Origin of the sequence: Phyllobacterium sp. YR620 (genome assembly GCF_900104165.1) — a bacterium.
GTDB lineage: Bacteria > Pseudomonadota > Alphaproteobacteria > Rhizobiales > Rhizobiaceae > Phyllobacterium > Phyllobacterium pellucidum.
The window spans coordinates 309,584-335,644 of sequence record NZ_FNJP01000003.1 but is presented as its reverse complement, the minus strand read 5'-3'; the positions used below and the strand labels follow the sequence as shown (position 1 = coordinate 335,644).

At 58.3% G+C, this 26,061-nt stretch carries 26 protein-coding genes; 2 read left to right on the top strand and 24 right to left on the bottom strand.

The features are described from left to right. Nucleotides 1-379: 379 nt before the first annotated feature. Genes BLR72_RS13425 through proS form a run of 3 tightly spaced genes read right to left on the bottom strand, consistent with a single transcriptional unit; the run spans nucleotide 380 to nucleotide 3,668 of the window. Nucleotides 380-1,063 carry an ABC transporter ATP-binding protein gene (locus tag BLR72_RS13425; RefSeq protein WP_027232490.1) on the bottom strand — a complete coding sequence of 228 codons (684 nt, stop codon included), beginning with the start codon at nucleotides 1,061-1,063 and terminating at the stop codon, nucleotides 380-382. Further along, nucleotides 1,064-2,344, bottom strand: a complete 1,281-nt coding sequence (locus tag BLR72_RS13420) for a lipoprotein-releasing ABC transporter permease subunit (RefSeq protein ID WP_091922558.1) — start codon at nucleotides 2,342-2,344, stop codon at nucleotides 1,064-1,066. It abuts the gene before it with no gap. Next, nucleotides 2,337-3,668, bottom strand: coding sequence for a proline--tRNA ligase (gene proS, locus BLR72_RS13415; protein WP_091949277.1), 1,332 nt, complete (start codon nucleotides 3,666-3,668; stop codon nucleotides 2,337-2,339). The genes BLR72_RS13420 and proS overlap by 8 nt, the downstream gene beginning before the upstream one ends. Nucleotides 3,669-4,501: 833 nt before the next feature. Between proS and BLR72_RS22485 the strand changes: the two genes are divergently transcribed. Next, complete coding sequence (locus BLR72_RS22485) at nucleotides 4,502-4,639, top strand: hypothetical protein (RefSeq protein WP_172982594.1); 138 nt, start codon at nucleotides 4,502-4,504, stop codon at nucleotides 4,637-4,639. 59 nt (nucleotides 4,640-4,698) lie between these two features. After that, the gene (locus BLR72_RS22480) at nucleotides 4,699-4,845 is read left to right on the top strand and encodes a hypothetical protein (RefSeq protein ID WP_027232486.1); all 147 of its coding nucleotides are present in this window, start codon (nucleotides 4,699-4,701) and stop codon (nucleotides 4,843-4,845) included. Nucleotides 4,846-4,863: 18 nt separating this feature from the next. Here the strand turns inward: BLR72_RS22480 and BLR72_RS13395 are convergent, their stop codons facing one another. From BLR72_RS13395 to BLR72_RS13295, 21 genes are all read right to left on the bottom strand, one after another. Next, nucleotides 4,864-5,133, bottom strand: a complete 270-nt coding sequence (locus BLR72_RS13395) for a DUF1467 family protein (protein ID WP_027232485.1) — start codon at nucleotides 5,131-5,133, stop codon at nucleotides 4,864-4,866. Further along, entirely contained in the window at nucleotides 5,133-5,537 is a 405-nt protein-coding gene (gene mce / locus BLR72_RS13390) for a methylmalonyl-CoA epimerase (RefSeq protein WP_091949271.1), read from the bottom strand. Before mce ends, BLR72_RS13395 begins: the two co-directional genes overlap by 1 nt. A gap of 10 nt (nucleotides 5,538-5,547) precedes the next feature. Further along, nucleotides 5,548-7,221, bottom strand: coding sequence for a ribonuclease J (locus tag BLR72_RS13385; protein ID WP_091949268.1), 1,674 nt, complete (start codon nucleotides 7,219-7,221; stop codon nucleotides 5,548-5,550). A 22-nt stretch (nucleotides 7,222-7,243) separates the two neighbouring features. Then, nucleotides 7,244-8,083 carry a biotin--[acetyl-CoA-carboxylase] ligase gene (locus BLR72_RS13380; protein WP_091949265.1) on the bottom strand — a complete coding sequence of 280 codons (840 nt, stop codon included), beginning with the start codon at nucleotides 8,081-8,083 and terminating at the stop codon, nucleotides 7,244-7,246. A 5-nt stretch (nucleotides 8,084-8,088) separates the two neighbouring features. Next, the gene (gene nuoN, locus BLR72_RS13375) at nucleotides 8,089-9,513 is read right to left on the bottom strand and encodes an NADH-quinone oxidoreductase subunit NuoN (RefSeq protein WP_091949262.1); all 1,425 of its coding nucleotides are present in this window, start codon (nucleotides 9,511-9,513) and stop codon (nucleotides 8,089-8,091) included. Nucleotides 9,514-9,533: 20 nt separating this feature from the next. Further along, nucleotides 9,534-11,039, bottom strand: coding sequence for an NADH-quinone oxidoreductase subunit M (locus tag BLR72_RS13370; RefSeq protein ID WP_027232480.1), 1,506 nt, complete (start codon nucleotides 11,037-11,039; stop codon nucleotides 9,534-9,536). Then, nucleotides 11,039-13,033, bottom strand: a complete 1,995-nt coding sequence (gene nuoL / locus BLR72_RS13365; protein ID WP_175492358.1) for an NADH-quinone oxidoreductase subunit L — start codon at nucleotides 13,031-13,033, stop codon at nucleotides 11,039-11,041. Before nuoL ends, BLR72_RS13370 begins: the two co-directional genes overlap by 1 nt. Before the next feature lie 7 nt (nucleotides 13,034-13,040). Next, the gene (gene nuoK / locus BLR72_RS13360) at nucleotides 13,041-13,349 is read right to left on the bottom strand and encodes an NADH-quinone oxidoreductase subunit NuoK (RefSeq protein ID WP_027232478.1); all 309 of its coding nucleotides are present in this window, start codon (nucleotides 13,347-13,349) and stop codon (nucleotides 13,041-13,043) included. Nucleotides 13,350-13,362: 13 nt separating this feature from the next. Beyond that, nucleotides 13,363-13,983: an NADH-quinone oxidoreductase subunit J gene (locus BLR72_RS13355; protein WP_027232477.1), complete on the bottom strand. Its 621-nt coding sequence runs from the start codon at nucleotides 13,981-13,983 to the stop codon at nucleotides 13,363-13,365. A 181-nt stretch (nucleotides 13,984-14,164) separates the two neighbouring features. Continuing rightward, nucleotides 14,165-14,656 carry an NADH-quinone oxidoreductase subunit NuoI gene (gene nuoI / locus BLR72_RS13350; RefSeq protein ID WP_027232476.1) on the bottom strand — a complete coding sequence of 164 codons (492 nt, stop codon included), beginning with the start codon at nucleotides 14,654-14,656 and terminating at the stop codon, nucleotides 14,165-14,167. A gap of 11 nt (nucleotides 14,657-14,667) precedes the next feature. After that, nucleotides 14,668-15,714, bottom strand: a complete 1,047-nt coding sequence (nuoH, locus tag BLR72_RS13345; protein WP_027232475.1) for an NADH-quinone oxidoreductase subunit NuoH — start codon at nucleotides 15,712-15,714, stop codon at nucleotides 14,668-14,670. Nucleotides 15,715-15,731: 17 nt separating this feature from the next. Continuing rightward, the gene (nuoG, locus tag BLR72_RS13340) at nucleotides 15,732-17,813 is read right to left on the bottom strand and encodes an NADH-quinone oxidoreductase subunit NuoG (protein ID WP_091949612.1); all 2,082 of its coding nucleotides are present in this window, start codon (nucleotides 17,811-17,813) and stop codon (nucleotides 15,732-15,734) included. Between the two features lie 108 nt (nucleotides 17,814-17,921). Beyond that, the gene (locus BLR72_RS13335; protein WP_091949259.1) at nucleotides 17,922-18,491 is read right to left on the bottom strand and encodes a hypothetical protein; all 570 of its coding nucleotides are present in this window, start codon (nucleotides 18,489-18,491) and stop codon (nucleotides 17,922-17,924) included. A 12-nt stretch (nucleotides 18,492-18,503) separates the two neighbouring features. Further along, nucleotides 18,504-19,805: an NADH-quinone oxidoreductase subunit NuoF gene (gene nuoF, locus BLR72_RS13330; RefSeq protein WP_091922542.1), complete on the bottom strand. Its 1,302-nt coding sequence runs from the start codon at nucleotides 19,803-19,805 to the stop codon at nucleotides 18,504-18,506. A gap of 63 nt (nucleotides 19,806-19,868) precedes the next feature. After that, entirely contained in the window at nucleotides 19,869-21,044 is a 1,176-nt protein-coding gene (locus BLR72_RS13325) for an NADH-quinone oxidoreductase subunit E (RefSeq protein WP_091949256.1), read from the bottom strand. Next, entirely contained in the window at nucleotides 21,044-22,234 is a 1,191-nt protein-coding gene (locus BLR72_RS13320; RefSeq protein WP_091949254.1) for an NADH-quinone oxidoreductase subunit D, read from the bottom strand. Before BLR72_RS13320 ends, BLR72_RS13325 begins: the two co-directional genes overlap by 1 nt. 69 nt (nucleotides 22,235-22,303) lie before the next feature. Beyond that, entirely contained in the window at nucleotides 22,304-22,681 is a 378-nt protein-coding gene (locus BLR72_RS13315; protein ID WP_280140131.1) for a four helix bundle protein, read from the bottom strand. A gap of 38 nt (nucleotides 22,682-22,719) precedes the next feature. After that, nucleotides 22,720-23,325: an NADH-quinone oxidoreductase subunit C gene (locus tag BLR72_RS13310; RefSeq protein WP_091949248.1), complete on the bottom strand. Its 606-nt coding sequence runs from the start codon at nucleotides 23,323-23,325 to the stop codon at nucleotides 22,720-22,722. Nucleotides 23,326-23,334: 9 nt separating this feature from the next. Further along, nucleotides 23,335-23,916 (bottom strand): NuoB/complex I 20 kDa subunit family protein, encoded by a 582-nt coding sequence (locus tag BLR72_RS13305; protein ID WP_027232469.1) that lies wholly within the window; start codon nucleotides 23,914-23,916, stop codon nucleotides 23,335-23,337. After that, entirely contained in the window at nucleotides 23,907-24,272 is a 366-nt protein-coding gene (locus tag BLR72_RS13300) for an NADH-quinone oxidoreductase subunit A (RefSeq protein WP_091922538.1), read from the bottom strand. The genes BLR72_RS13305 and BLR72_RS13300 overlap by 10 nt, the downstream gene beginning before the upstream one ends. A gap of 441 nt (nucleotides 24,273-24,713) precedes the next feature. Then, complete coding sequence (locus BLR72_RS13295; RefSeq protein WP_091949245.1) at nucleotides 24,714-25,925, bottom strand: MFS transporter; 1,212 nt, start codon at nucleotides 25,923-25,925, stop codon at nucleotides 24,714-24,716. Nucleotides 25,926-26,061 lie beyond the last annotated feature (136 nt).

Here is a 26,061-nt window from a genome sequence, read left to right as displayed (position 1 = left end):
CGTATTGGGGTCTTGCCCGACCACAACAGTGGATAGAGCAAGATCGCGCGGGCTGACGCTCTGCCGCGCGATCTCAGCTTTTCAGATAACGCTGACCCACATTGCGAAAGTGGCAATGAAAAGGCTGACAGTAACGAATGACATGACGTCCTGGAAAAGTTCGCTCATCGGTAAAACCCTTCTTCGTTGTCTCTATGTATATGTTTTGTTCTTTTTTTGTTCTGAAGTCAAGCCAGCCAGAGTGCGGGTTGGCGCTATGGTTTGCAAAATCTTAAGAGAAGATGAACGATGTCCGCAGCGAAGCGCATTTGAACAGGATTATTTGACCGCGCGCTTCATTTTGGACGCGACTATCAGGCCCCCGAAAATCCCCGGGGGATCAAAGATCGGTGATCTTGCCGTCCTTCAGGGTCACGCGCCGGTCCATGCGGCGGGCGAGATCGAAATTGTGAGTCGCGATCATCGCCGAAAGCCCGGATTGGCGAACGAGCGCCTCCAGAGCTTCAAACACATAGGACGAGGTAACAGGATCGAGATTGCCGGTGGGCTCGTCAGCCAGGAGCACCAGCGGCGCGTTAGCGACCGCACGTGCAATCGCCACACGCTGCTGCTCGCCGCCCGAAAGTTCGCTCGGCCGATGCGAAGCCCTGGCCCCGACCTTCATGTAATCGAGGAGTTGCTGCGCCCGCTCAGCCGCTATGCCCGGCTTCATGCCACGGATCATCTGCGGCATCATCACGTTTTCAAGTGCGGAAAATTCGGGCAGAAGATGATGAAACTGGTAGACGAAGCCGATATCATTGCGGCGGATTGCCGTACGTTCTTCATCAGAAAGCGTGCCGCATGACCTTCCGGAAAGAATCACATCGCCACTGTCAGGCCGCTCCAGAAGGCCGGCCGTATGAAGCAGTGTCGACTTGCCGGCGCCCGACGGTGCGACAAGCGCCACCATCTCGCCCTTGCCCAGCGCGAAATTTGCGTCGTTGAGGATCACCAATTCGCGGTCGATCTCATTGTACCGACGGCCGACGCCCGTCAGTTGAAGAATGGGACCGGCTGCCATTTATTCGTACCTCAGGGCTTCAACTGGATCGAGCTTGGCTGCGCGCCATGCGGGAAAAAGGGTTGCAAGGAACGATAGAACCAGCGCCATGAGAATGACCGAAAACGTCTCGTTGAAGTCCATCTTGGCCGGAAGCGTGCTGAGAAAATAGAGTTCCGGATTGAACAGGGTGGTTCCGGACAGCCAGGAGAAGAATTCCCGAATCCGCTCGACGTTAAGGCAAACGACCACGCCAAGCACGACGCCTGCGAGCGTGCCGGTCACACCGATGGCGGCGCCGGTCATCAGGAAGATGCGCAGGATCGAATTGCGCGTCGCTCCCATCGTTCTGAGAATGGCGATGTCATGCCCCTTGTCCTTCACCAGCATGATCAGGCCGGAGATGATGTTGAGTGCTGCGACGAGCACGATCAGCGTCAGGATCATGAACATTACGTTGCGCTCGACTTGAAGCGCGGAGAAGAAGGTCTGGTTGCGTTGACGCCAGTCGGTTAGCATGAGCGCCCGCTGCGCAGCATCCTCGACCGGCTTCTTCAGCGCATCGATATTGTCGGGATTGTCGGCGAAGATTTCGAGCGACTGAACTTTGCCTTCCTGGTTGAAATAGAGCTGCGCTTCCTCGAGCGGCATGATGACGATCGAAGCATCATATTCCGACATGCCGATCTCGAAGATGGCGGTGACCGGATAGGATTTGACGCGCGGCGCCATGCCGAGCGGGGTCACGTCGCCATCGGGAGAAATCAATGTGAGACGGTCACCGAGGCCGAGGCCGAGATTCTCGGCCATGCGCGTGCCAATGGCGACCCCGCCTGCCGTATTGAACCCCTCGAAGGTCCCCTGCCGCACATTCGTCGCAACGAGCTTGAGCTTGGCGATATCCTCCTCGCGCAAGCCGCGCACCAGAGCGCCCGTGCCTGCGCCGACAGTGCCCTTGGCAAGCACCTGGCCCTCAACAACGGGTATGGCAAAGGATACGCCGGAGACGCCGTCAACACGCTTGATTACCGCATCGTAATCATCGAGCGGCCGGTCGATCGGCTGCATGATCAGATGGCCGTTGATACCAAGGATGCGGGTCAGCAGTTCGCTGCGAAAACCGTTCATCACGGCCATGACAATGATGAGTGTCGCAACGCCCAGCATTATCCCGGTGAACGAAAACCCGGCAATCACCGAAATGAAGGTTTCCTTGCGCCGCGCCCGAAGATAACGCCAGGCGATCATCCGCTCATAGGCGGAGAACGGCTTGGAACCGGTCATCGCAGTCTGTTCAGTCATGGGGTCCTGCAAGCTTGTTGATCGCCGATTCGACGCTGAGCGTCTCGCGGGCGCCCGTTGCGCGATTCTTGAGTTCGACTTCGCCAGCAGCGACGCCGCGCGGGCCGACGATAATCTGCGTCGGCAGACCGATCAGATCCATGGTCGCAAACTTGGCGCCCGGACGGTCGTCCGTATCGTCAAGCAGCGGATCGAGCCCGGCATTCGTCAGAGCTTCGTAAATCTTGGCAGAAACCGCATCGCAAGCCGCGTCGCCGGGCTTCATGTTGACGATGCCGGCGCCAAACGGCGCTACGGATTTCGGCCAGATGATGCCGTTCTCGTCGTGCGAGGCTTCAATGATGGCAGCGACGACGCGCGAAGGGCCGATCCCATAGGAACCCATCGATACGAGATGATCCTTTCCATCGGGGCCGCTAACCTTGGCGCCCATTGGTTCGGAGTATTTCGTACCGAAGTGGAAGATGTGACCGACCTCGATACCGCGAGCGGCCAGCTGATCCGAAGCTCCGACCTTGGCCCAGGCGGCCTCATCATGCATTTCGTCGGTCGCCGCATAGGGCGTCGTCCAGCGCTTTACGATATCGGCGATTTCGTCGTCATTGTCGAAATTCGTATCGGGACCCGGTACAGGCAGGTCGAGATAAGCCCGATCGCAGAAGACCTGGCTTTCGCCGGTATCGGCAAGGATGATGAATTCGTGGCTGAGTTCACCGCCGATGGGGCCCGTATCGGCACGCATGGGTATGACCTGGATACCGAGGCGCGAGAACGTGCGCAAATAGGCGACGAACATGCGGTTATACGCTGCCTTCGCTGCCTCGAAGTTAAGGTCGAACGAATAGGCGTCCTTCATCAGAAACTCACGCGAGCGCATGACGCCGAAACGCGGACGGCGCTCGTCTCGGAATTTCCACTGGATGTGATAAAGATTGAGCGGCAAGTCCTTGTAAGACTTCACATAGGCGCGGAAGATCTCTGTGATCATTTCCTCATTTGTCGGCCCGTAAAGCATATCGCGTTCGCCGCGATCCTTGATGCGCAGCATCTCGTCGCCGTAGGCGTCATAGCGACCGCTTTCACGCCACAAATCGGCCGATTGAAGGGTCGGCATCAGGAGTTCGATAGCTCCGGACCTGTTCTGCTCCTCGCGGATGATATTGCTTACCTTGTTGAGAATTCTCAAACCCGCAGGCAGCCATGCGTAGATGCCGGCTGACTCCTGTCGAATCAGCCCGGCGCGCAACATGAGCCGGTGGGAGACGATTTCCGCCTCCTTGGGGTTTTCTTTGAGGATGGGCAAAAAGTACCGGGAAAGCCGCATTGAAGATCACCAAATTGAATACAGCCTGAGTGCGTTAAGAATCAGGCAAAACCAAGTGCAAGGTAGCGCATAACTCCATAAATCGTGTTCGATTTTTGGGAGGGAATCGTGCACCCATCAAAATCACGCTGCGTTTCTCGTAGTTCGAAAGAAGACAAGCCAGCAGCAAAGTTTACTTAACTGCTTCGCATCTGATTGGAAACCCGTAAGCAGGCGCGAAGAAGCTACTGATTTATCGAAGATTCATGATCCTGCTGGAAATGTAAGCAAAATGTGATGGCAACGAATATTTTTCGTGACATTTCGCAGGCAGTCCGCTATTTTTTTCGGCATAAGGAGAAAGTAAGAAAAATTCTGCTTTCCTACGCGGTCAAAGTCTTGGGAGGATGTGACCTGTGGCGCGATAACACGCAGCCGCCACGCAAGTGGATCAGGTCGGACGCGATCTTAAAATGCAAGGTGAAAGCCTTGCATTTTTTTTGTCCTTAAGCGCAGATTCAAGTACTTGCTTGCTGTTCTGAAATCGAATTCTAAGCAGCCGCTTTTTGTTGCTGCATTTCGGCTCTGTTAGCCTACCTCTTCGGCCGATTTCAATTTCGAGCTGCCGCTGTTTGCCAGATCGCGCGACGCCCAATCAAAGTTCTTAGCCAGTTTACGTTTATCGATCGTTCCCGGAGATCGGTGCGAGGCAGGATTTTCAGACGCCGTTTCACGCGAAAGGGCCGGCGAATCAATATTCTTTTCCGCGGTAACAATCCTAAAGAAGCGCAAAAGCCGGGCCTCGCGGAACTTTTCGCCGCCGCGCTGGTTGATAGGGCAAACTGGAGACCGTTATGAACTTGCAGACCCTGTTCATTGCAGCGCTTCTGACATTACTCATTCTTGCCGGCCTGCTGGCAGTCTTTCCCCTAAGAGGAAGCAATGAACCCGGAACACCGGCGCCGCACGCGCTGGATCAGACCAACGGCTAATATTCAAAGCCCTCTCACTTCTCTAGTTAGTCTCTCCATCACAATTAAAGGAAATGATCTTGAATAATCGCAATGGCCTTTACCTGATCGTCGGAGCACTTCTCGTTGCCGTCATCGGATTGGGAATCTACATTTATCGCGAAGAGACCAAACCCGCCGTCGAGCTCAAAATCGGCGAAAGTGGCGTTTCGATCCAGCAAAACTGAAGTTAGTGGCGTGAATTTCTATTTTGCCTGCGGGAACCAGACCGGGAAACTGTCTACGCCAAAGCCATATTCCTGGTTCACGACGTAGAAGGCTCCGAATAGCACCGCCGAAATGATCGTCGTCAGAAGAAAGACCCTGCCCATGCGATGCTTGTGCGGGGCGCTGGCTGGCGTGCCCAGCGTCACGTCATCCTCGTCGCCTTGCGTGCGCAGGCCGATCGGCAGCATGGTGAACAATGTCAGCCACCAGAGGATGAAATAGACTGCCATGGCCGTCGCGATAGGCATTATTCTTGCTCCAGTTCGATCAATGTCCCGTTGAAATCCTTCGGGTGGAGGAAGAGAACGGGTTTGCCATGCGCGCCGATCTTGGGCTCTCCATCGCCAAGTATACGGGCGCCCTCACTTTTTAAATGATCGCGGGCGGCAATGATATTGGCCACTTCGTAGCAGACGTGATGCATGCCTCCGGAGGAATTTTTGGCCAGGAAGGCAGCAATCGGTGAATCAGCCCCGAGCGGTTCGAGGAGCTCAATCTTCGTGTTGCCGACATCGATGAAGACCACCGTCACGCCGTGTTCCGGGAGGACCTGCGGCTCGGTGGGCTTGGCGCCCAGCATGTTGCGATAGGTCGCCGACGCTGCTGCCAGATCAGGCACCGCAATGGCGATATGGTTGAGACGGCCCAGCATAAGGATTGTCCTATGGGCGGGTCACGAAGACGGTAACCACCGGCTTCTTGCCCCAGACCTCGTTTGTTGCCGCCCGTACCGCGCGGCGCACTGCTTCGCGAACCATCGCCAGATCCCTGCGCTTTTCACGGGGAATGCTTTGAACGGCGCTTACTGCCGCATCGTAGAGCAAGTCCTCGAGCAGTTCGCCCTCATCGTCGCTTTCCGGCAGCCCCACCGGCACGATCTCCGGATCTTCAATGATGTTGTAGTTGTCGTCGAGCAGCATCGACACGGCAACATGCCCGACATAGGCGAGCTTGCGGCGTTCGACGATACCCACCTCTTCCTCGTCGCCAATGAGCTTGCCATCTTTGACCAACCGGCCGAACGGCGCCTTGTCGATGATCTCGGCCCTGCCCGGCGCGAGCCTCAAGATGTCGCCATTGCGCACCTGCGGCACTTCCGGGATGCCGGCCATGGCAGCGAGTGAACCTTGGGCGACGAGATGCGCGGCCTCGCCATGCACCGGGACGAGAATGCGTGGACGTACCCACTCATACATCCGCCGCAACTCGTTGCGACGGGGATGCCCGGAAACATGCACGAGCTGGTCGTCATCCGAAATGATCTGGATGCCCTGCTCTATCAAAAGGTTCTTGGTCTCGATGATCGGTTTTTCATTGCCGGGGATCGTGCGGGACGAATAGATCACCAGATCGCCGGCCGAAAGCGCGACGCTGCGCATTTCATCGCGGGCTAGCTTGGCCAGCGCTGCGCGCGGTTCGCCCTGGCTGCCGGTAAGGATAATCACCATGTTCTCGCGCGGAATGAAGCCGTAATCGTCTTCCGACAGGAATTCAGAGACATCGTCGAGATATCCAAGCTCACTGGCGACATCGATCATGCGCTTCATTGAACGGCCGAGCACCAATACCTGCCTTCCCGCATCGCGCGCGGCCAAGGCGATCGAGCGGATACGGCCGACATTCGACGAAAAGGTCGTGATGGCGACGCGGCCACGCGCGTTCTCGATAATATTGCGCAGGCTCTCACCCACCTCGCGCTCGGAAGGCGATTCGCCTTCGCGCAGCGCATTCGTCGAATCGCACATCATGGCGAGAACGCCTTCATCGCCGATGGCGCGGAAGCGCGCTTCATTGATCAGCGGCCCCATTGATGGCTCCGGATCCATCTTCCAGTCGCCAGTGTGGATGATCGTGCCGAGCGGTGTCCTGATCGCGAGCGATACCGGCTCGGGGATCGAATGGGTGACCGCCAGCGCCTCGAACTCGAATGGGCCGACATTGAATGTCTCGCCGGCGCGATAGATCGTTACCGGAATGTCCGGCGCGCCGGGCTCCGCATGACGCTTGGCCTCGAGCAGCCCGGCGGTGAAGGGAGTGCCGTAAACCGGAACATTGAGGAGCGGCCACAGATCGAGCAACGCCCCGTAGTGATCTTCATGGGCGTGGGTGATGACGATACCCTTGAGGTTCTGGCGTTCGGCCTGCAGGAACCGGATGTCTGGCAGAATGAGATCGGCGCCGGGAAGTTCGGGGCCGGCAAAGCTGACGCCCATATCGACCACCACCCATTCGCGCTTATGCGCCGGGCCATAGCCATACATGGCCAAGTTCATTCCGATCTCACCGACACCGCCGAGTGGAAGGAAAACAAGCTCAGCTTGATCGGAATTCGCCATCTATACTCCTAATAGCCGAATTCTATTCAGCCCTTGCGGACGCCACCGCACCAAAATGCACATCACCAGCGGCGATCTTTATGCGCTCGCCCTCGCTGTCGCGAATGACGAAACGGCAATCTTCGTCAATGGTTTCGAATATACCACGCAGGACCGCGCCGTCGACTCGCACAGCGACCTCGCTGCCGAGGCCGGCCGCACGTGCCAGCCAGCGCTTGCGAATTTCGGCAAGTCCCCGTCCCTCGTTCCAAACCCAGCTGTTTTCCTGCCAGGCGTCGGACAGCGCCAGAAACAGTGTTTCGGCATTACAATCCGCCCCAAGGCGGGCAAGCGACGTTGCCGGATAAGGCACGTCGTCAGGGTATGCCACGACGTTGACACCGATACCAATGACAATCGCGAAACGATTGGCCTCAAGCTGGGTGGACTCGAGCAGGATACCGGCGAGTTTTGCCCCGCCTGCAAGCAGATCGTTCGGCCATTTCAACTCGACACGCAGCGGTGTGTTGGTAGAACCGTGATTGCCGGCACCGTCGAGGCCAACCGAGAAGGTAGTCGATGGACAGACCGCGTCCAGTGCGTCGGCCAATGCGAGGCCCGCGACAAAACCGAGCGTCGCTGCGGCCTTCAGGTCGAATGCGCCGGTTAGCAGCAGCGAGGCCGCGAGGTTGCCGTGCGATGTCGCCCAGGCCCGCCCGCGCCGTCCGCGCCCGCTTTCCTGCTGCTTGGAAACAATCCAGAGCTTTCCGGGGTCACCCGCAAGTGCCCGCTCCAACGCCACGGCATTGGTTGAACCTATCGTCTCGAAGGCCTCAAGGCGATAGAAGTTCTGCTGGGCCAAGGGCGATAGGGAAAAGCCCATAGTCGTCAGAAGAAGGTTTTCGCTGCGGCTTCCGCATAGGTGCTGACCGGTCCGCCGACAAAGATATAGAACAGAACCAACAGGCCGGAAACGCCGAGAACAAGCCGCAACTCGCCGGCCATGGGCACAAAAGCACCTGCCGGTTCATCGAACCACATGATCTTGATGATGCGCAGATAATAGAATGCACCCACGACCGAGGCGACAATGCCGATGATCGCCAGCGCATAGAGGTTTGCCTGCATCGCGGCAAGGAAGGTGTACCATTTGCCCCAGAAGCCGGCGAGCGGCGGAATGCCTGCGAGCGAGAACATGAGGATCGTCAGGATCGTCGCCATGATCGGATTGGTGCGCGAGAGCCCGGACAAATCGCTGATCTGCTCGACATTGCCGTCCTTGCGTCGCATTGCGAGGATGAAGGCGAAGGTGCCGAGCGTGGTGACGAGATAAATGAGCATGTAGATGGCAACGCCGCGTACGCCGACAACCGTCCCGGCGGCGAGACCAACGAGCGCGTACCCCATGTGACTGATCGACGAATAGGCCATCAGCCGCTTAATGTTACGCTGGCCGATGGCCGCAAACGCACCAAGCACCATCGAAGCTATGGCTATGAAAACGACCACCTGTTGCCAATCGTGGGTGATCGGCTGGAAGGTTTCGCTGACGACGCGGGTCAGAAGTGCCATCGCCGCCATCTTCGGCGCCGAGGCGAAGAAAGCTGTCACCGGTGTCGGTGCGCCTTCGTAAACGTCAGGGGTCCACATATGGAAGGGGACGGCCGAGATCTTGAAGGCAAGGCCGGCCAGGATGAAAACGAGGCCAAAGACGACGCCGAGCTGGCGTTCGCCGCCGCTGAGTGCCTGCGCGATCGCTTCAAAGCCGGTATGTCCGGTAAAGCCATAGACCAGCGAAATGCCGTAGAGAAGCATGCCGGACGACAAAGCGCCGAGCACGAAATATTTGAGACCAGCTTCGGTCGAACGGACGTTGTCGCGATTGATGGCGGCGACGACGTAGAGCGCGAGGGACTGGAGTTCGAGGCCAAGATAGAGCGAGAGCGTATCATTGGCCGAAATCATTAGCAGCATGCCGAGCGTCGCCAAAAGGACGAGGATCGGGAACTCGAACTTGTCGAACTTCTGCTCCTTGGCAAAGCCCGCCGACATCACCAGCGTCACCACTGAACCGACAAGCGTCAACACCTTCATGAAGCGTGAGAAAGGATCGCTGACAAAGGCGCGTCCGAAAACATGGCCGTCCTGCGGGAATATGACGACAAGCGCGAGTGCGGCGAGAAGCAGTGCAACGGCAAGGCCGCCAACCAGCCCGTTTGCCCGCTCGCCGGAAAACGCGCCGATCATCAACAGCACGAGCGCGCCGCCCGCGATGAGCAGTTCAGGAGCCATAAGCGTCAAGTTGGCAATCATGTCGGTTAGGCCTCTTCCTGCTATTTCAGCGCCAGTGTGGCGGCCGAGGACAGCGCATTATTGTATTGATTGATGATGGCGTGCACGGAGCTTGCCGTCGCATCGAAGATCGGCATGGGGTAGACGCCATAGAAGATCGTCAGAATGACCAGCGGATAGACCACGGCTTTCTCACGCGTCGTCATGTCGAGCAGCGATTTCAGGCTGTCCTTGTCGAGCACGCCGAAGATGACGCGGCGATAAAGCCAGAGCGCGTAGGCCGCAGAGAAAATAACACCGCTTGCCGCGAACATCGCCACCCACGTGTTGACGCGGAAGACACCGAGAAGCGTCAGAAATTCGCCCACGAACCCGGACGTACCCGGCAGGCCGACATTCGCCATGGTGAAGATCATGAAGACGACGGCATATTTCGGCATGTTGTTGACGAGGCCGCCATAGGCCGCGATCTCGCGGGTATGTGTGCGGTCATAGATGATGCCGACGCAAAGGAACAGCGCGCTCGACACGAGGCCGTGCGACAGCATCTGGAACAATGCTCCCTGGATGCCCTGCTCGTTGGCGGCAAAAATGCCCATGGTCACATAGCCCATATGCGCGACCGAGGAATAGGCAATGAGCTTCTTCACGTCTTCCTGCATCAAGGCAACGAGCGACGTGTAGATAATGGCGACTACCGAGAGCGTATAGATCAGCGGCGCGAAATCGGCGGAGGCGAGCGGGAACATCGGCAGCGAGAAGCGGATGAAACCGTAGCCGCCGAGCTTCAACAGAATGCCGGCAAGGATCGCCGAAGCCGCGGTCGGCGCTTCGACGTGCGCATCGGGAAGCCAGGTATGGACCGGCCACATCGGCATCTTGACGGCGAAGGAGGCAAAGAATGCCAGCCACAGCCAGGTCTGCATGGATGCCGGGAACTTGTAGGCGAGCAGCGTCGGAATATCCGTGGTGCCGGCCTGCCAGTACATCGCCATGATGGCAAGCAACATCAGCACCGAGCCGAGCAGCGTATAAAGGAAGAACTTGAAGCTTGCATAAACGCGCCGCTTGCCCCCCCAAACGCCGATGATGATGAACATTGGCACGAGAACGGCTTCGAAGAACACGTAGAAAAGCACGATATCAAGCGCACAGAAGACGCCGATCATCAGCGTTTCCAGCACGAGGAATGCGATCATGTATTCCTTGACGCGGTTCTGGATGGCATCCCAGCTTGCAAGGATGCAAAGCGGCATCAGGAACGTCGTCAGGATGACGAACAGCATGGAAATGCCGTCGACGCCCATATGGTACGAGATTCCCGAGTCGAGCCACGCCGTCTTTTCGACGAACTGAAAGCCCGACTGGCTATTGTCGAAATAGTACCAGATCGGCAGCGACAGCAGGAACGTGATGATCGTCGTCCACAGCGTCACATTGCGGATGTTCGTCCGCGCTGAGTCGCTGTCATCACGGATGAACAGGATGAGCAGAACACCGACCAACGGCAGAAAGGTAACGGTCGAGAGAATTGGCCAGTCGGTCATTAGAAGTTGCTCCCGAGCATCATCCAGGTGACGAGTGCGGCGACCCCAATGAGCATCGCGAACGCATAGTGATAAAGGTAACCCGTCTGCAGCCGCACGACGCGATTGGTCACGTCAACGACGCGTGCCGAAATTCCATCGGGGCCATGGCCATCGATCAGCCAGCCGTCGCCCTGCTTCCATAGGAACCGGCCTAGGGCTTTCGCCGGGCGCACGAAGAGGAAGTCGTAGAGCTCGTCGAAATACCACTTGTTGAGCAGGAACTGATAAAGGCCAGGATGCTGGGCAGCGAGGCGCTTGGGTGTTTCCGGCGAGCGGATATAGAACTGCCACGAGATCAGGAACCCAACGACCATCGCGATGAATGGCGACAGCTGCACGATGAACGGCACGTGGTGGTGTTCCTCGAGAATCTCATTGCCCGGAGCCGTGTACAGCGCGCCTTTCCAGAACTCGGCATACTCGTGGCCGAAGAAGTACTCGTGGAACATCACGCCGGCAAAGAGTGCGCCTGCCGCGAGAATGAAGAGCGGCACCAGCATCACATAGGGCGATTCATGCACGTGATGCATGACATCGTGGCTGGCGCGCGGCTTGCCATGGAAAGTCATGAAAATCAGGCGCCACGAATAGAAGCTGGTGAAGACAGCGGCGATGACAAGAAGAATGTAGGCGTAGTTCGCCACCGGATTGTGCGAGGCGAAGGCCGACTCGATGATCATGTCCTTCGAGAAGAAGCCGGCCGTGCCGATCAGCGTGCCCGGAATGCCGAGACCGGTCAGTGCAACAGTGCCGATGATCATCATCCAGTACGTTGTCGGGATGAGCTTGCGCAGTCCGCCCATGTGGCGCATGTCCTGCTCGTTCGAAACGGCATGGATGACCGAGCCCGCGCCGAGGAACAGCAGCGCCTTGAAGAAGGCGTGCGTGAAGAGGTGGAATATGCCTGCGCCATAGGCGCCGACACCGAGCGCCACGAACATGTAACCGAGCTGCGAACAGGTCGAATAGGCGATCACGCGCTTGATGTCGTTCTGAACGAGGCCAACCGTGGCCGCGAAGAACGCGGTCGTTGCGCCGATGAAAGTGACGAACATCAGCGCCGTGTGCGAAAGTTCAAAGATTGGCGACAGGCGCGCGACCATGAAAACGCCGGCGGTGACCATCGTTGCGGCATGGATGAGCGCTGAAACCGGGGTCGGGCCCTCCATGGCATCCGGCAACCAGGTGTGCAGCAGGAACTGCGCCGACTTGCCCATTGCACCCATGAACAACAGGAGCGCGGCAATCGTGATTGCGCCTTGCTTATCAAGCGTATAGCCGAGGAAGTTGAGAACGATCTGGCTACCGTCAGTTGCGGCGCCTTCTGCCGGCAGATATTGCGCGGCAGATGCGAACAGCGTGTCGAACTGGACGGTATCGAACAGAACGAACAAGGAGAAGATACCGAGAAGGAAACCGAAGTCGCCGACGCGGTTGACGATGAAGGCCTTCATGGCGGCGGCGTTGGCGGATGGCTTCTTGTACCAGAACCCGATCAGCAGGTACGAGGCAAGACCGACGCCTTCCCAACCGAAGAACATCTGAACGAGATTGTCGCCCGTCACCAGCATCAGCATGGCAAAGGTGAAGAGCGAGAGATAGGCGAAGAAGCGCGGGCGATCGGGGTCATGGTGCATGTAGCCGATCGAATAGGTATGAACCAGCGCCGAGACCGTATTGACGACGACGAGCATGACCGCCGTCAGCGTGTCGATGCGCAGCGACCAGTCGAAGCTCAGCGAACCGGACTCGACCCAATGCGCCACGGGAATCTTGAACGCCTCGGTATGCCCAAGGGCGACCGAGCCGAATGCGATCCACGAAAGGATGGCACAGACGATCAGAAAGCCGGTCGTGACATATTCGCTCGCCTTCGCGCCGATAGCGGAGCCGAAGAGCCCGGCGATCAGGAAGCCGAGCAGCGGAAGGAAGACAATCGCCAGATACAGCATGCCCCCGTCAACCTTTCATCATGTTGACGTCTTCTACGTCAATCGATCCACGATTGCGGTAGAACACGACGAGAATAGCAAGACCGATGGCTGCCTCGGCGGCGGCGACGGTCAGGACAAACAGCGCAAAGACCTGGCCGACCAGATCGTGCAGAGCGGCGGAAAACGCCACGAAATTCAGATTGACCGCAAGCAGGATCAATTCGACCGACATCAGGATGACGATAATGTTCTTCTTGTTGAGGAAGATGCCGAAGATCCCGAGCGTGAACAGCAGGGCAGAGACAGTCAGATAATGTGCGATACCAATTTCCATCATGACGCTCCTGTCAGATACCCTTGCCGGTTTCGACCTGCTTGACCTCGATGGCCGTTGCAGGCGTGCGAGCCACCTGCTGCGCGATGTTCTGCCGCTTGATGTTCGGCTTGTGCCGCAGCGTCAGAACAATGGCGCCGATCATCGCAACCAGAAGCACCAGCCCGGCAATCTGGAAGAAATAAATGTAGTCCGTATAAAGGATGTCGCCGAGCGCCGCGGTGTTGGTGCGGGTCGCAAGATCCGGCGTCGGCTGGACCGGCGATGCGGTCAGGGTCGGCGCGAAAATCGAACCGCCCAGAACGATGATCAGCTCAGCGGCCAGGATGAGCCCAACCAGTGCGCCGATCGGCGCATATTGCAGCGCTCCGCTCTTCAGTTCGGCAAAGTCCACGTCCAGCATCATGACGACAAAAAGGAAGAGCACCGCCACAGCGCCGACATAAACGACGAGAAGGATCATCGCCAGGAATTCGGCGCCGGTCAGCAGGAAGAGACCGGCCGCGTTGAAGAAGGCGAGGATCAGGAACAGCACGGAATGCACGGGATTGCGTGCAGCAATAACCATGAAACCACTGGCTACAGTGATGAAGGCGAAGAGATAGAAAAACGCCGCCGCGATACCTGTCAGCATGGGTTCCCCCGATTTCCATTCCGGCAGGTCGTCCTGCCATTAAACCCGGCAGATAAGACTGCCAATTCAAACGGATCGTTTGCCGTTCCGGCCAAATGATCTTTCAATTTTTCAAGCCTCTTAGCGCATGTTCCCTGCCGGTTGAAGATCAACGGCCAAGACACATGCGCGCAGTTCATATTCAGCGATAGGGCGCATCCATCGCGATGTTGCGCGCCAGTTCCCGCTCCCAACGATCGCCGTTGGCAAGCAGACGTTCCTTGTCGTAGTAGAGTTCTTCGCGTGTTTCCGTGGCGAACTCGAAATTCGGCCCCTCAACGATCGCGTCGACCGGACATGCTTCCTGGCAGAAGCCGCAATAGATGCACTTCACCATGTCGATATCATAACGAACCGTGCGACGCGTGCCGTCGTTGCGGCGCGGACCAGCCTCGATCGTGATTGCCTGTGCCGGGCAGATCGCCTCGCACAGCTTGCAGGCAATGCAGCGTTCTTCGCCGTTAGGATAACGGCGCAGCGCATGTTCACCACGAAAGCGCGGGCTAACCGGTCCCTTTTCGTACGGATAGTTTAGCGTCGCCTTGGGCGCAAAAAACTGCCGCATCGACAGGAAGAATGCCCCGACGAATTCCAGAAGCAGGAGCGATTTAGCAGCTTGTGCCAGTTGTGCCATGCTCGTTCTCCTTAAGGCGTCAGGCCGGTGATTTTGAGGAAGGCCGCGGTGGCGACGACCATGAAGATCGAGATCGGCAGGAATACCTTCCAGCCAAGGCGCATCAACTGGTCATAGCGGTAGCGCGGAACGAAAGCCTTCACCATGGCGAACATGAAAAAGCAAAGGAACAGCTTCAGCAGAAACCAGATGACGCCAGGCACCCAGTTCAGGAACCACACATCGACGGGTGGCAGCCAGCCGCCGAGGAAGAGGATCGTCGTCAGCGCGCACATCAGGGTGATGGCGACATATTCGCCGAGGAAGAACAGCAGAAACGCCGTGGACGAATATTCGATCATGTGGCCGGCGACGAGTTCCGATTCGGCTTCCACCAGATCGAAGGGTGGACGGTTGGTCTCCGCCAGTGCCGAAATGAAGAAGATGATGAACATCGGGAACAGGCCGAGCCAATGCCAGTCGAGGAACGTATTCGGCAGACCGATCATCGTGCCGAGGCCGGTCGTCTGCGACATGACAATGTCGGTCAGGTTGAGCGAACCCACGCAAAGGAGGACGGTGACGATCACGAAGCCGATCGACACTTCGTAGGAGACCATCTGCGCGGCCGAGCGCAGCGCGCCGAGAAACGGATATTTCGAGTTGGATGCCCAGCCCGCCATGATGACGCCGTAGACTTCAAGCGACGAAATGGCGAGGACGTAAAGGATGCCGACATTGACGTTGGCGACCGCCCAGCCCTCATTGACCGGAATGACAGCCCAGGCCGCCATGGCAAGGACGGACGATACCAGCGGCGCCAGCAGGAAAATGCCCTTGTTGGCGCCGGAGGGGATGATCGGTTCCTTGACGACGAACTTCAAAAGGTCGGCGAAGGACTGCAGCAAACCAAACGGTCCGACCACGTTGGGGCCGCGCCGCAACTGCACGGCCGCCCAGACCTTGCGATCCGCCAGAAGCAGGTAGGCGATAATCAGCAGCATCACGACCAGCAAAAGCAGTGATTTGCCGAGGATAATCAGCAGCGGCAGGATGTAGGTTGCGAAAATCTCTTCCATATCAGTCTCTTTCCCGCCTACTCGGCCGCCTGCTTGAAGCCGCCCTTGGCAAGCGCCGAGCACTCGGCCATGACGGCAGAGGCGCGTGCGATCGGGTTGGTCAAGTAGAAATCCTTGACCGGCGAGATGAAGGCCGTCTTCTCGACTGCGCCGATTGCACTCGCCAGCTTCTCGACATCGGCAGGATTGCCGGCTTCGATCGAGTCGACCGAAGCGAGATGCGGATACTCCGCATAGAGGCCGGAGCGCAAGGCCGCGAGCGAGTCGAACGGCAATTTCTTGCCGAGTGTGTCGGATAGAGCGCGCAGGATTGCCCAGTCTTCCTTGGCGTTGCCAGGAGCAAAGCCGGCGCGGTTCGTCATTTGCACGCGGCCCTCGGTGTTCACATAGGTGCCCGACTTTTCGGTATAGGTCGCGCCGGGCAGGATCACATCGGCATTGTGCGCGCCCTGATCACCATGCGTGCCGATGTACACCGTGAATGCCTTGTCCTTGCCGGACCAGTCGAGTTCGTCGGCGCCGAGCAGGAACAGAACATCCATCGCGCCCTGCATCTCGGCTACCGTCTTGCCGCCCTCACCCGGCACGAAGCCGATGTCGAGCGCGCCGACACGGCTCGCAGCGGTATGCACCACGCCAAATCCGTTCCAGTCGTCCCGTAGGGCTCCGGCTTCAGCGGCGATCTTTGCCGCAAGTCCCAATACCGACTGGCCGTCCGCGCGCGACAGAGCGCCCTGCCCGACGATGATCATCGGGTTCTTGGCTGTCTTCAGAACCGACAGGAAATTCATCGATCCAGCCGCAAGATCGGCAAGCGTCTCGGCACCGGCGCCAAGGTATTCGTACTTGTAGCGCAGGTCGGCCTGTTCACCGATCAGGCCGATCGGCGTTCCAGCGGCACGCCAACGCTTGCGGATACGAGCGTTGAGCAGCGATGCCTCGAAACGCGGATTTGATCCGACAATGAGGATCGCATCAGCCTGCTCGATCCCGTCGATCGTCGGATTGAAAATGTATGAAGCGCGGCCGCCCGCCGTAGCAAGCGCCGAGCCGTCCTGACGTGCGTCGATATTGGCCGAACCAAGCGACGCCATCAGCGCCTTCAACGCGTACATCTCCTCGACACTGGCGAGATCGCCGGCAATGGCGCCGATCTTGCTGCCGTCGGTCTTGGCAACGGCGACCCTGATCGCGTCGAAGGCCTCCGGCCAGGTCGCGGCAACGAGACGGCCGTCCTTACGGATATAGGGACGGTCGAGGCGCTGCGTGCGCAGGCCATCCCAGATAAAGCGCGTCTTGTCGGAAATCCATTCCTCGTTCACCTGCTCGTTGACGCGCGGCAGGATGCGCATCACCTCGCGGCCACGGGTATCGACGCGGATCGCCGAGCCGACTGCATCCATCACATCGATGGATTCCGTCTTGTTCAACTCCCAGGGACGAGCCTGGAAGGCATAGGGCTTCGAGGTCAGCGCACCGACCGGGCAAAGATCGATGACGTTGCCCTGGAGTTCGGAGGTCATCGCCCGTTCGAGATAGGTGGTGATCTCGGCATCTTCACCGCGGCCGATCAGGCCGAGTTCGGAAATGCCGGCAACTTCCGTCGTAAAGCGGACGCAGCGGGTGCAATGGATGCAGCGCGTCATGATCGTCTTGACGAGAGGACCGATATATTTGTCCTCGACGGCGCGCTTGTTCTCGCGATAACGCGAGGAATCAACGCCAAAGGCCATAGCCTGGTCCTGCAGATCGCATTCGCCACCCTGATCGCAGATCGGGCAATCGAGCGGATGATTGATGAGCAGGAATTCCATCACGCCTTCGCGGGCCTTCTTGACCATCGGCGTATTGGTGAAGATTTCCGGGGTCTCGCCATTCGGACCGGGGCGCAGATCGCGCACGCCCATGGCGCAGGAGGCTGCCGGCTTCGGCGGTCCGCCCTTCACTTCGATCAGGCACATGCGGCAATTGCCGGCAATCGACAAACGCTCGTGGAAGCAGAAGCGCGGAACCTCGGCACCCGCCGTTTCCGCAGCCTGCAGAAGCGTATAGTGATCCGGTACCTCTATTTCCTTACCGTCGACTTTGATCTTTGCCATCGTCCGTCCAACCTCGCGGAACATACCGCATTCCAGTCCGGCATTTCCGCAGTTGCCGAAATGCCCTTAATTCTCAACGTGCCGGGTAACAACCGGCGCGCACCTTGTTCAGGGTTTCCCCATCAATCGATTTGCCTGGCCAACCCAATCGTCGCGCACAATGCGCCCCCCCAACTTGAGTTCGTCATCGACCTTCGCGATCTCGTCCGCCGTCCATCCGGCGATCTGCGCATAGGTGCTTATTCCCATGCCGTTCAAGACCTGCTCAAGCTTCGGCCCTATGCCCGCGATCCGCTTCAGATCGTCGGCCTCAGTCGTCACGGCCGGAGCCAATGTTACGGCAATTGCCGTTTCAACTGGAACAACCTGCGGCTCTACGGGTGCCTGAAGCCGCTTCGCGGATGCCGTGGCAGTCTTGCCGCGAATGATCATCTTGAGATCATCGACGTCCGCTGCAACGCGCGGAGCACCGGCTTCCGCCGTCTTCGAGTTCAGATCAAACGCCCCGGCAAAAGCACCGGCCCAGAAACCCCACATCTGGCTGGCAATGCCAAGACCGATTGCGGATGCGGCGGCGGCCGCGCCCAGCGACGGCGTCAACAGGTTAACTGCCGCAACCGTGTGGTTCGGCATCAAGGCTGTCCATGTGTCGATGCGATGTTTTGCGTTGTCTGCCATCGGCTTTTCCACCTATTCCGCCGCTTCGAGCACAGGGCTCGGCGAGGCATTGCGGGAAAACTCGTCGATGCGGCGCTCAATTTCAGGGCGGAAACTGCGGATGAGGCCCTGAACCGGCCATGCCGCGGCATCGCCAAGCGCACAGATCGTATGACCCTCGATCTGCTTGGTGACGTCGAGCAGCATCTCGATCTCGCGCTTCTGCGCGTTGCCGGTAACCATGCGCTCCATCACCCGCCACATCCAGCCTGTGCCTTCGCGGCAAGGCGTGCACTGGCCGCAGCTTTCGTGCTTGAAGAAGTAGGAAATACGGGCGATGGCGCGAACAATGTCGGTGGACCTGTCCATGACGATCGCGGCAGCGGTGCCGAACGACGACTTGACTGCACGCAGCCCGTCGAAGTCCATCGGGCAATCGATAATGTCCGCTGCCGGAACCACCGGGCAGGAAGCACCGCCGGGAATGACCGCCAGAAGATTGTCCCAGCCGCCACGGATACCACCGCCATGCTTGTCGACGAGCTCGCGGAAGGTAATGCCCATGGCTTCTTCGACGGTGCATGGCTTGTTCACGTGACCGGAAAGCATGAAGAGCTTGGTGCCGACATTGTTCGGCCGGCCGATACCGGAGAACCACGCCGCGCCGCGACGCAGGATCGTCGGCGCAACAGCGATCGATTCGACATTGTTGACGGTGGTCGGGCAGCCATAAAGGCCCATATTCGCCGGGAATGGCGGTTTCAGCCGCGGCTGGCCCTTCTTGCCTTCGAGGCTCTCGAGAAGCGCTGTTTCCTCGCCGCAAATATAGGCGCCAGCGCCATGATGGACGAAGATATCGTAGTCCCAGCCATTCTTGTTGTTCTTGCCAAGAAGACCGGCGTCGTAGCATTCATCGATTGCCGCCTGCAGCGCCTCGCGCTCGCGGATATATTCGCCGCGCACATAGATGTAGCAGGTGTTGGCACCCATGGCGAAACCGGCAATCAGGCAGCCTTCGATCAGCGTATGCGGATCGTGCCGCATGATATCGCGGTCCTTGCAGGTACCGGGCTCGGACTCGTCGGCATTAACGACGAGGTAATGCGGACGTCCGTCGCTTTCCTTGGGCATGAACGACCATTTCAACCCTGTCGGAAAGCCCGCGCCACCACGACCACGAAGGCCGGATGCCTTCATTTCGTTGATGATCCAGTCGCGACCCTTTTCGAGGATCTGCTTGGTGCCGTCCCAATTGCCACGGCTCATCGCGCCCTTCAAGGACTTGTCCTTGTGGCCGTAAATATTGGTGAAGATGCGGTCTTTGTCAGCGAGCATTTCGCACCTGTCCTACTCTCTTCGTCCATTCCAGGCGGGCGCTCAAGGCAGCCGCCAAATTGATCATCTCGGCTTCTTGCCGAAAACCTTGATGTATTCCGCTTCGCCGCCCTTGGCCAAAGCCTTGGCTTGCTTGACCCATTCGTCGCGCTCGATGCGGCCATTGAAATTCAGGTAGTTGTCGACCCACTCCCGCTCGGCCTTCTTCCAGGCAGCAACCTGGGCGAAGGTGAAAATGCCAAGCTCATGCAAGATATCTTCAATCTTCGGTCCGACGCCTGCAATCAGCTTCAGATCGTCTATGACGGCCGGTCTTTCGATTGCGGCCGGGCGGCTCTTGTCTTCCAGCGAAACAGGCTTTGCGGCGATATCTACGCGCTGGACGTCAGGCTTCTCACCGAGCGAACCTTCCGCGATCGGAGGGTTCTTGATGGTACGTGCAGCAACAGGCTTTGCTGCCGGCTTCGACGTCGCATCCTCGGCCGCCTTCGTGGCCTTCACCCTTGATGGCGACCTGATCGCGGCATTGGTCGTTTCGTCATGCGTAACGGGCTTTGCCGCGTTCGACGGCGGTATGGATGCGCTATCCGGGGTAGCCTGTCCTGAGCTCTTCGGCGTGGCGATGCCATTTCCATCGGTCAGCGATGTGAGGCCGCCTTCGGGTGCCGAGAAGATGCGGTCAATCTGCGGTCCTACCGGGACCGAGGCACCGTTTCCGGCCTCGAAGGCGTCGATGATTTCCTCAAGGCGTTCCGGCGTCAGATCCTCATAGGTGTCCTTGAACACCATGACCATCGGAGCATTGACGCACGCGCCAAGGCACTCGACCTCTTCCCACGACAGCGTGCCGGCTTCGTTGGTGTGGAACTGTTCGTGGTGAATCTTGTGCTGGCAGACGCGTTTGAGCTCGTCCGCTCCCCGCAGCATGCATGGCGTCGTGCCGCATACCTGAATGTGCGCCCGCGTTCCGACCGGCTTCAACTGGAACTGCGTATAGAAGGTGGCGACTTCGAGCACACGGATCAGCGGCATGTCGAGCATGCCGGCGACATGTTCGATCGCTGCCTTCGTGACCCAGCCATCCTGCTCCTGCGCGCGCATCAGCAAGGGGATAACAGCCGACTGCTCACGCCCCTTCGGATATTTAGAAATCGCTTTCTCGGCCCAGGCACTGTTTTCGCGATTGAACGCGAATGCCGCTGGCTGGATATTATCTTCTGCAAGACGACGGACGGACATTAACGATCAACCTCACCAAATACGATATCGAGCGAGCCGAGCACCGCCGATACGTCGGCGAGCATATGGCCACGGCACATGAAGTCCATGGCCTGGAGATGGGCAAAGCCTGGTGCGCGCAATTTCACGCGGTACGGCTTGTTGGACCCGTCCGAGACGAGGAAAACGCCGAACTCGCCCTTGGGCGCTTCCACGGCTGCATAAACCTCCCCGGCGGGGACGTGATAGCCTTCCGTGTAGAGCTTGAAGTGATGGATCAGCGCTTCCATCGAGCGCTTCATCTCGCCGCGCTTCGGCGGTACGATCTTGGCCGAGGTGTTCGATACCGGACCAACACGCTCCTTGCCGAGTAAAAGGTCGACGCACTGGCGCATGATCCGCACAGACTGGCGCATCTCCTCCATGCGGATCAGATAACGATCATAGCAATCGCCATTCTTGCCGATGGGAATATCGAATTCCATCTCGGAGTAACATTCATAGGGCTGCGACTTGCGCAGATCCCATGCGGCGCCCGAGCCGCGGACCATGACACCGGAGAAACCCCATGCCCACGCATCCTCGAGCGTAACGACGCCGATATCGACATTGCGCTGCTTGAAAATGCGGTTTGGCGTGATCAGATCGTCGAGGTTCTTTACTGTCTGAAGGAACGGATCGCACCATTTGCCGATATCTTCGACGAGTTTATCCGGGATGTCCTGATGAACACCACCTGGCCGGAAATAGGCGGCGTGCATGCGCGCGCCGCAGGCCCGCTCGTAGAACACCATCAGCTTTTCGCGCTCTTCAAAACCCCAGAGCGGCGGCGTCAGCGCGCCAACGTCCATGGCCTGCGTCGTCACATTCAAAAGGTGGGATAGAATGCGGCCTATCTCGGAAAAAAGCACACGGATGAGCTGACCACGCCTCGGCACCTCGATCTCGAGCAGGCGCTCGACGGCAAGCGCATAGGCATGCTCCTGGTTCATCGGAGCAACGTAGTCGAGCCGATCGAGATAAGGCACGGCCTGCAGGTAGGTCTTGGCTTCCATCAACTTTTCGGTGCCGCGATGCAGGAGGCCGATATGCGGATCGACACGCTCGACCACCTCGCCGTCAAGCTCAAGCACGAGGCGCAAAACGCCATGCGCCGCAGGATGTTGCGGGCCGAAGTTGATGTTAAAGTTACGGACGCTATGTTCAGTCATCGCTTGCTCCGCGATACGTCAGTAGTCAGTAGAGAGTAGTGAGTAGTGATCATCCACGTCGTACCTAACTCATTCAGCCTGTTTTCTCTGGACAGTGCGGATCAGTGCCCTAAGCATTTTTCCGTTCTCCTCGCACTGTACCAGCAGATCGATTTCTGCTTTCTCACCCATAAAGCCAACGCGGCGCGCAAGCAAAATATGAGTTTCCAATTCCTTGAGGGATCCTTGCGCAATTCTTAGAAACTGCACAAACGACCCCGGGTTCTCTCGTCCATAGCCTTCCGCGATATTTGCAGCGATTGATGTGGCCGCGCGACGCATCTGGCTCGTTAATCCGAACATCTCCTCCTTAGGGAAGTTCTTTGTGGCCTCGTAACACAACTCGGCGATAAGCATCGCCGATTGCCAGACCCTAAGACCCCGATAGGATTCGATCCGTTGATCCAAGCGCTTCCCTTGCTACCTACTACTCACTACTCCACTAACTACTGTTTCGCCTTCTCATCGCCCGGCAGCACGTAATCCGTGCCTTCCCATGGCGACTGGAAGTCGAAATTGCGAAATTCCTGGCGAAGTTCGACAGGCTCGTAAACGACCCGCTTGATCTCGTCGTCGTAGCGCACTTCGACAAACCCGGTCAGCGGGAAATCCTTCCGCAGCGGATGCCCCTCGAAGCCGTAGTCGGTGAGGATGCGGCGAAGATCCGGATGACCCGAAAAGAGCACGCCGTAAAGATCGTAGGTTTCGCGCTCGTACCAATCGGCACCGGGATAGACCGCTGTCGCTGAGGGAACCGGGGTATCCTCGTCGGTTGCGACCTTGACGCGGATGCGCAGGTTCTGGCGCGGGGACAAGAGGTGATAGACGACGTCGAAGCGATGCTCGCGTGACGGATAATCCACACCGCTGATGTCGATCAGCGAAATGAACTGGCATTGTACGTCGTCACGCAGGAACGTCAGTGTATCGATCAGCTTGTCGCCGCCAACCTCGATCGTCAGCTCGCCATAGACGAGTTCGGCGGACTTTATTCCCAGTGACGGCTGTTCGCCGAGATGGCGGGAGAGTTCACCCAAGGCTTCTTCGAACATCGCCCTCTCCTATCGCTCGATCGTGCCGGTGCGGCGGATCTTCTTTTGCAGGAGCAAAACGCCGTAAAGAAGCGCTTCCGCGGTGGGCGGACAGCCAGGCACATAGATATCGACGGGAACGACACGGTCGCAGCCGCGCACTACGGAATAAGAGTAGTGGTAATAGCCGCCACCATTGGCGCAGGAGCCCATCGAGATCACATAGCGTGGCTCAGGCATCTGGTCGTAGACCTTGCGCAGCGCCGGCGCCATCTTGTTGGTAAGCGTGCCCGCAACGATCATGACATCCGACTGGCGCGGGGAAGCGCGCGGCGCAAAGCCGAAACGCTCTCCGTCATACCGCGGCATCGACGTGTGCATCATCTCTACGGCACAGCACGCCAGGCCGAAGGTCATCCACATCAACGATCCGGTGCGCGCCCAGGTTACCAGCGCGTCAGCCGACGTGACGAGGAAGCCTTTGTCGGCAAGTTCATTGTTGATTTCGCCGAAGAATGCATCATCCGAACCTATGGGCTTGCCGGTGTTCGGATCGAGGATGCCCTTGGGCTTTGGTGCAACGAGGGTGGTGGTGCCGTCGGTCAATCCCATTCCAGCGCTCCCTTCTTCCACTCATAGATAAAGCCGATCGTCAGAACGGCGAGAAACACCATCATGGACCAGAAGCCGAACCAGCCAATCTTGCCGAAGGATATCGCCCACGGGAACAGGAAGGCCACTTCCAGATCGAAGATGATGAACAGGATCGAAACGAGATAGAACCGCACATCGAACTTCATGCGGGCGTCGTCGAACGCGTTGAAACCGCACTCGTAGGCCGACAGTTTTTCCGGATCCGGCGCACTGTATGCGACCAGAAAGGGCGCAACCAACAGTGCCAGACCGATTACCAGCGCTACCCCGATAAAGATAACGATGGGCAGGTAGGAACTTAATAGCTCGTTCATGATCCGTCTTTTTCCGCCTTGTGAACTCAGGCTGACAAGAATGCCATGTTATGCACATGACTGCCACTTATACGCGACAGATCACACTATCCCGGAAGATGGTGCGATGCGGCGAGGGTTAGCGCGTTAGCGCCATGGGCGCAAGTGCGACGATGGCCGCAAATCTGTTCGCAAGTTCCAGCTTCCGCGGTGTCCTCTTGCTCCAAAATCGTCAATTTCTGCATGTTTTGCCTTGTTTTCGCGCCAAATAGGCCGTGAATGCCTCTTTAGAATGATATTAATGTGGACCGCGCTTTCGGGCCTGCGGGAGGAGAGATATCTGACTGCGACATTCGGTCCTATAAACGATTTAACCCCTTAAACGCCGCGATCCCTGAAGCGCACGCCAACAGGGCGCAAGCGCCCGTGCTTCAGCACCGAACAGGGACAGTGGGGTGAGTGTCAAACACCCGCCAAAGGCTCGAGACCGAGGCCCTGCCCTTCTTCGCTGAGGGCCTTTTCGCGGTGCTGCTTCCTGTCGAGCAGCATCGACCAGGTTGCCACCGCAAGTCCGGTCGCGGCCAACAGCGAAGCCACATAGGGTAGATTCTGATAGGAGACCCCGATTGTCAGCGCGACGCCGCCAATCCACGCTCCCGCCGCATTGCCCACATTGAACGCGCTCTGGTTGAGCGTCGCCGCAAGATTAGGCGCGTCGCCAGCCGTTTCCACCACGCGCATCTGCAGGGGCGGAATAGCGATGAAAAAGATCAGGCCCCAGAGAAAGACGCCGGAGATCGCGGCAAACTCGTATGTGCTGACCCGGGCAAAGACAATATAGACAAAGACAAGTGCAAGCAGGGAGCCAATCACCGTCGGCATCAGCTTCCAATCGGCGAGCCTGCCGCCCAGGATATTGCCGAGCGTAATTCCCGCACCGAAGAGCAGCAGCACCCAGGTGACCGACGAGGCCGGAAGGCCAGAGACGTCGGTCAGAATTGGCTTGATATAGGTGAAGACCGCAAACAGGCTGCCCGAGGCAAGCGCCGATATCAGCATGGCAAGCCATACCTGCAACTTGCCGAGCACCCTGATTTCGCTGAGGATGCCCGTGCCCTTGTCCGTATCCTTCGCTGCGGGAACGAGGAAGGCGATGGCAATGACGGCGGCGATGCCGATCGCGACAACTGCAAAGAAGGTGGAACGCCAGCCATAGGCTTCGCCAAGTGCAGTCCCCAACGGTACACCGAGAATGTTGGCAAGCGTCAGGCCGGCAAAGAGCAGCGCAATCGCGCTCGCGCGCTTGTGCCGGGGAACGAGATTTGCCGCAACGACCGAACCGATACCAAAAAATGCGCCATGACCGAAGGCGGTAAAGACGCGCGCGACCATCAGCATCCAGTAGTTCGGTGCGATGGCACAAAGGAAATTGCCAATGACGAACAGCATGGCAAGTCCGACGAGTACGGGCTTGCGCGGCAGCGAAGCCGTGGCGATGGCAATGATGGGTGCACCGACGACGACGCCGAGCGCATAGCCTGTCACCAGCAGGCCTGCATGCGGAATGGAAACGCCGAGATCAGCAGCAACCTCAGGCAACAGGCCCATGATCACGAATTCGGTCGTTCCAATACAGAACGAGGCGATAGCTAAGGCGAGAATCGGCAAAGGCATGGGAAGGACCGCGAGTCTTGAGAAAGTACCGATCCTGCATAGCGGAGCATGTTAAACAAATGACGATTGTGCAATGCAGCGATGCATTTCCGCTGGAACTGCGAGTTAAGCGTGCGAGAGTCGGCGAAGAGGGTGT

Excerpts from the sequence above, each read along its gene's own strand:
- BLR72_RS22485 (WP_172982594.1), top strand. The coding sequence starts at position 4,502 with ATGAACTTGCAGACCCTGTTCATTGCAGCGCTTCTGACATTACTCATT.
- BLR72_RS13380 (WP_091949265.1), bottom strand. The coding sequence starts at position 8,083 with ATGGGCTTTTCCCTATCGCCCTTGGCCCAGCAGAACTTCTATCGCCTT.
- BLR72_RS13305 (WP_027232469.1), bottom strand. The coding sequence starts at position 23,916 with ATGGGATTGACCGACGGCACCACCACCCTCGTTGCACCAAAGCCCAAG.
- nuoF (WP_091922542.1), bottom strand. The coding sequence starts at position 19,805 with ATGCTCGCTGACAAAGACCGCATCTTCACCAATATTTACGGCCACAAG.
- BLR72_RS13335 (WP_091949259.1), bottom strand. The coding sequence starts at position 18,491 with ATGGCAGACAACGCAAAACATCGCATCGACACATGGACAGCCTTGATG.
- proS (WP_091949277.1), bottom strand. The coding sequence starts at position 3,668 with ATGCGGCTTTCCCGGTACTTTTTGCCCATCCTCAAAGAAAACCCCAAG.
- BLR72_RS13370 (WP_027232480.1), bottom strand. The coding sequence starts at position 11,039 with ATGACCGACTGGCCAATTCTCTCGACCGTTACCTTTCTGCCGTTGGTC.
- nuoK (WP_027232478.1), bottom strand. The coding sequence starts at position 13,349 with ATGGAAATTGGTATCGCACATTATCTGACTGTCTCTGCCCTGCTGTTC.
- BLR72_RS13325 (WP_091949256.1), bottom strand. The coding sequence starts at position 21,044 with ATGTCCGTCCGTCGTCTTGCAGAAGATAATATCCAGCCAGCGGCATTC.
- BLR72_RS13300 (WP_091922538.1), bottom strand. The coding sequence starts at position 24,272 with ATGAACGAGCTATTAAGTTCCTACCTGCCCATCGTTATCTTTATCGGG.
- BLR72_RS13425 (WP_027232490.1), bottom strand. The coding sequence starts at position 1,063 with ATGGCAGCCGGTCCCATTCTTCAACTGACGGGCGTCGGCCGTCGGTAC.
- BLR72_RS13355 (WP_027232477.1), bottom strand. The coding sequence starts at position 13,983 with ATGCTGACAGGTATCGCGGCGGCGTTTTTCTATCTCTTCGCCTTCATC.
- nuoH (WP_027232475.1), bottom strand. The coding sequence starts at position 15,714 with ATGGAAGAGATTTTCGCAACCTACATCCTGCCGCTGCTGATTATCCTC.
- nuoG (WP_091949612.1), bottom strand. The coding sequence starts at position 17,813 with ATGGCAAAGATCAAAGTCGACGGTAAGGAAATAGAGGTACCGGATCAC.
- BLR72_RS13310 (WP_091949248.1), bottom strand. The coding sequence starts at position 23,325 with ATGTTCGAAGAAGCCTTGGGTGAACTCTCCCGCCATCTCGGCGAACAG.
- nuoL (WP_175492358.1), bottom strand. The coding sequence starts at position 13,033 with ATGCTGTATCTGGCGATTGTCTTCCTTCCGCTGCTCGGCTTCCTGATC.
- BLR72_RS13295 (WP_091949245.1), bottom strand. The coding sequence starts at position 25,925 with ATGCCTTTGCCGATTCTCGCCTTAGCTATCGCCTCGTTCTGTATTGGA.
- nuoN (WP_091949262.1), bottom strand. The coding sequence starts at position 9,513 with ATGATTGCCAACTTGACGCTTATGGCTCCTGAACTGCTCATCGCGGGC.
- BLR72_RS13395 (WP_027232485.1), bottom strand. The coding sequence starts at position 5,133 with ATGCCTATCGCGACGGCCATGGCAGTCTATTTCATCCTCTGGTGGCTG.
- BLR72_RS13420 (WP_091922558.1), bottom strand. The coding sequence starts at position 2,344 with ATGACTGAACAGACTGCGATGACCGGTTCCAAGCCGTTCTCCGCCTAT.
- mce (WP_091949271.1), bottom strand. The coding sequence starts at position 5,537 with ATGCTGGGCCGTCTCAACCATATCGCCATTGCGGTGCCTGATCTGGCA.
- BLR72_RS13385 (WP_091949268.1), bottom strand. The coding sequence starts at position 7,221 with ATGGCGAATTCCGATCAAGCTGAGCTTGTTTTCCTTCCACTCGGCGGT.
- BLR72_RS13320 (WP_091949254.1), bottom strand. The coding sequence starts at position 22,234 with ATGACTGAACATAGCGTCCGTAACTTTAACATCAACTTCGGCCCGCAA.
- nuoI (WP_027232476.1), bottom strand. The coding sequence starts at position 14,656 with ATGGCACAACTGGCACAAGCTGCTAAATCGCTCCTGCTTCTGGAATTC.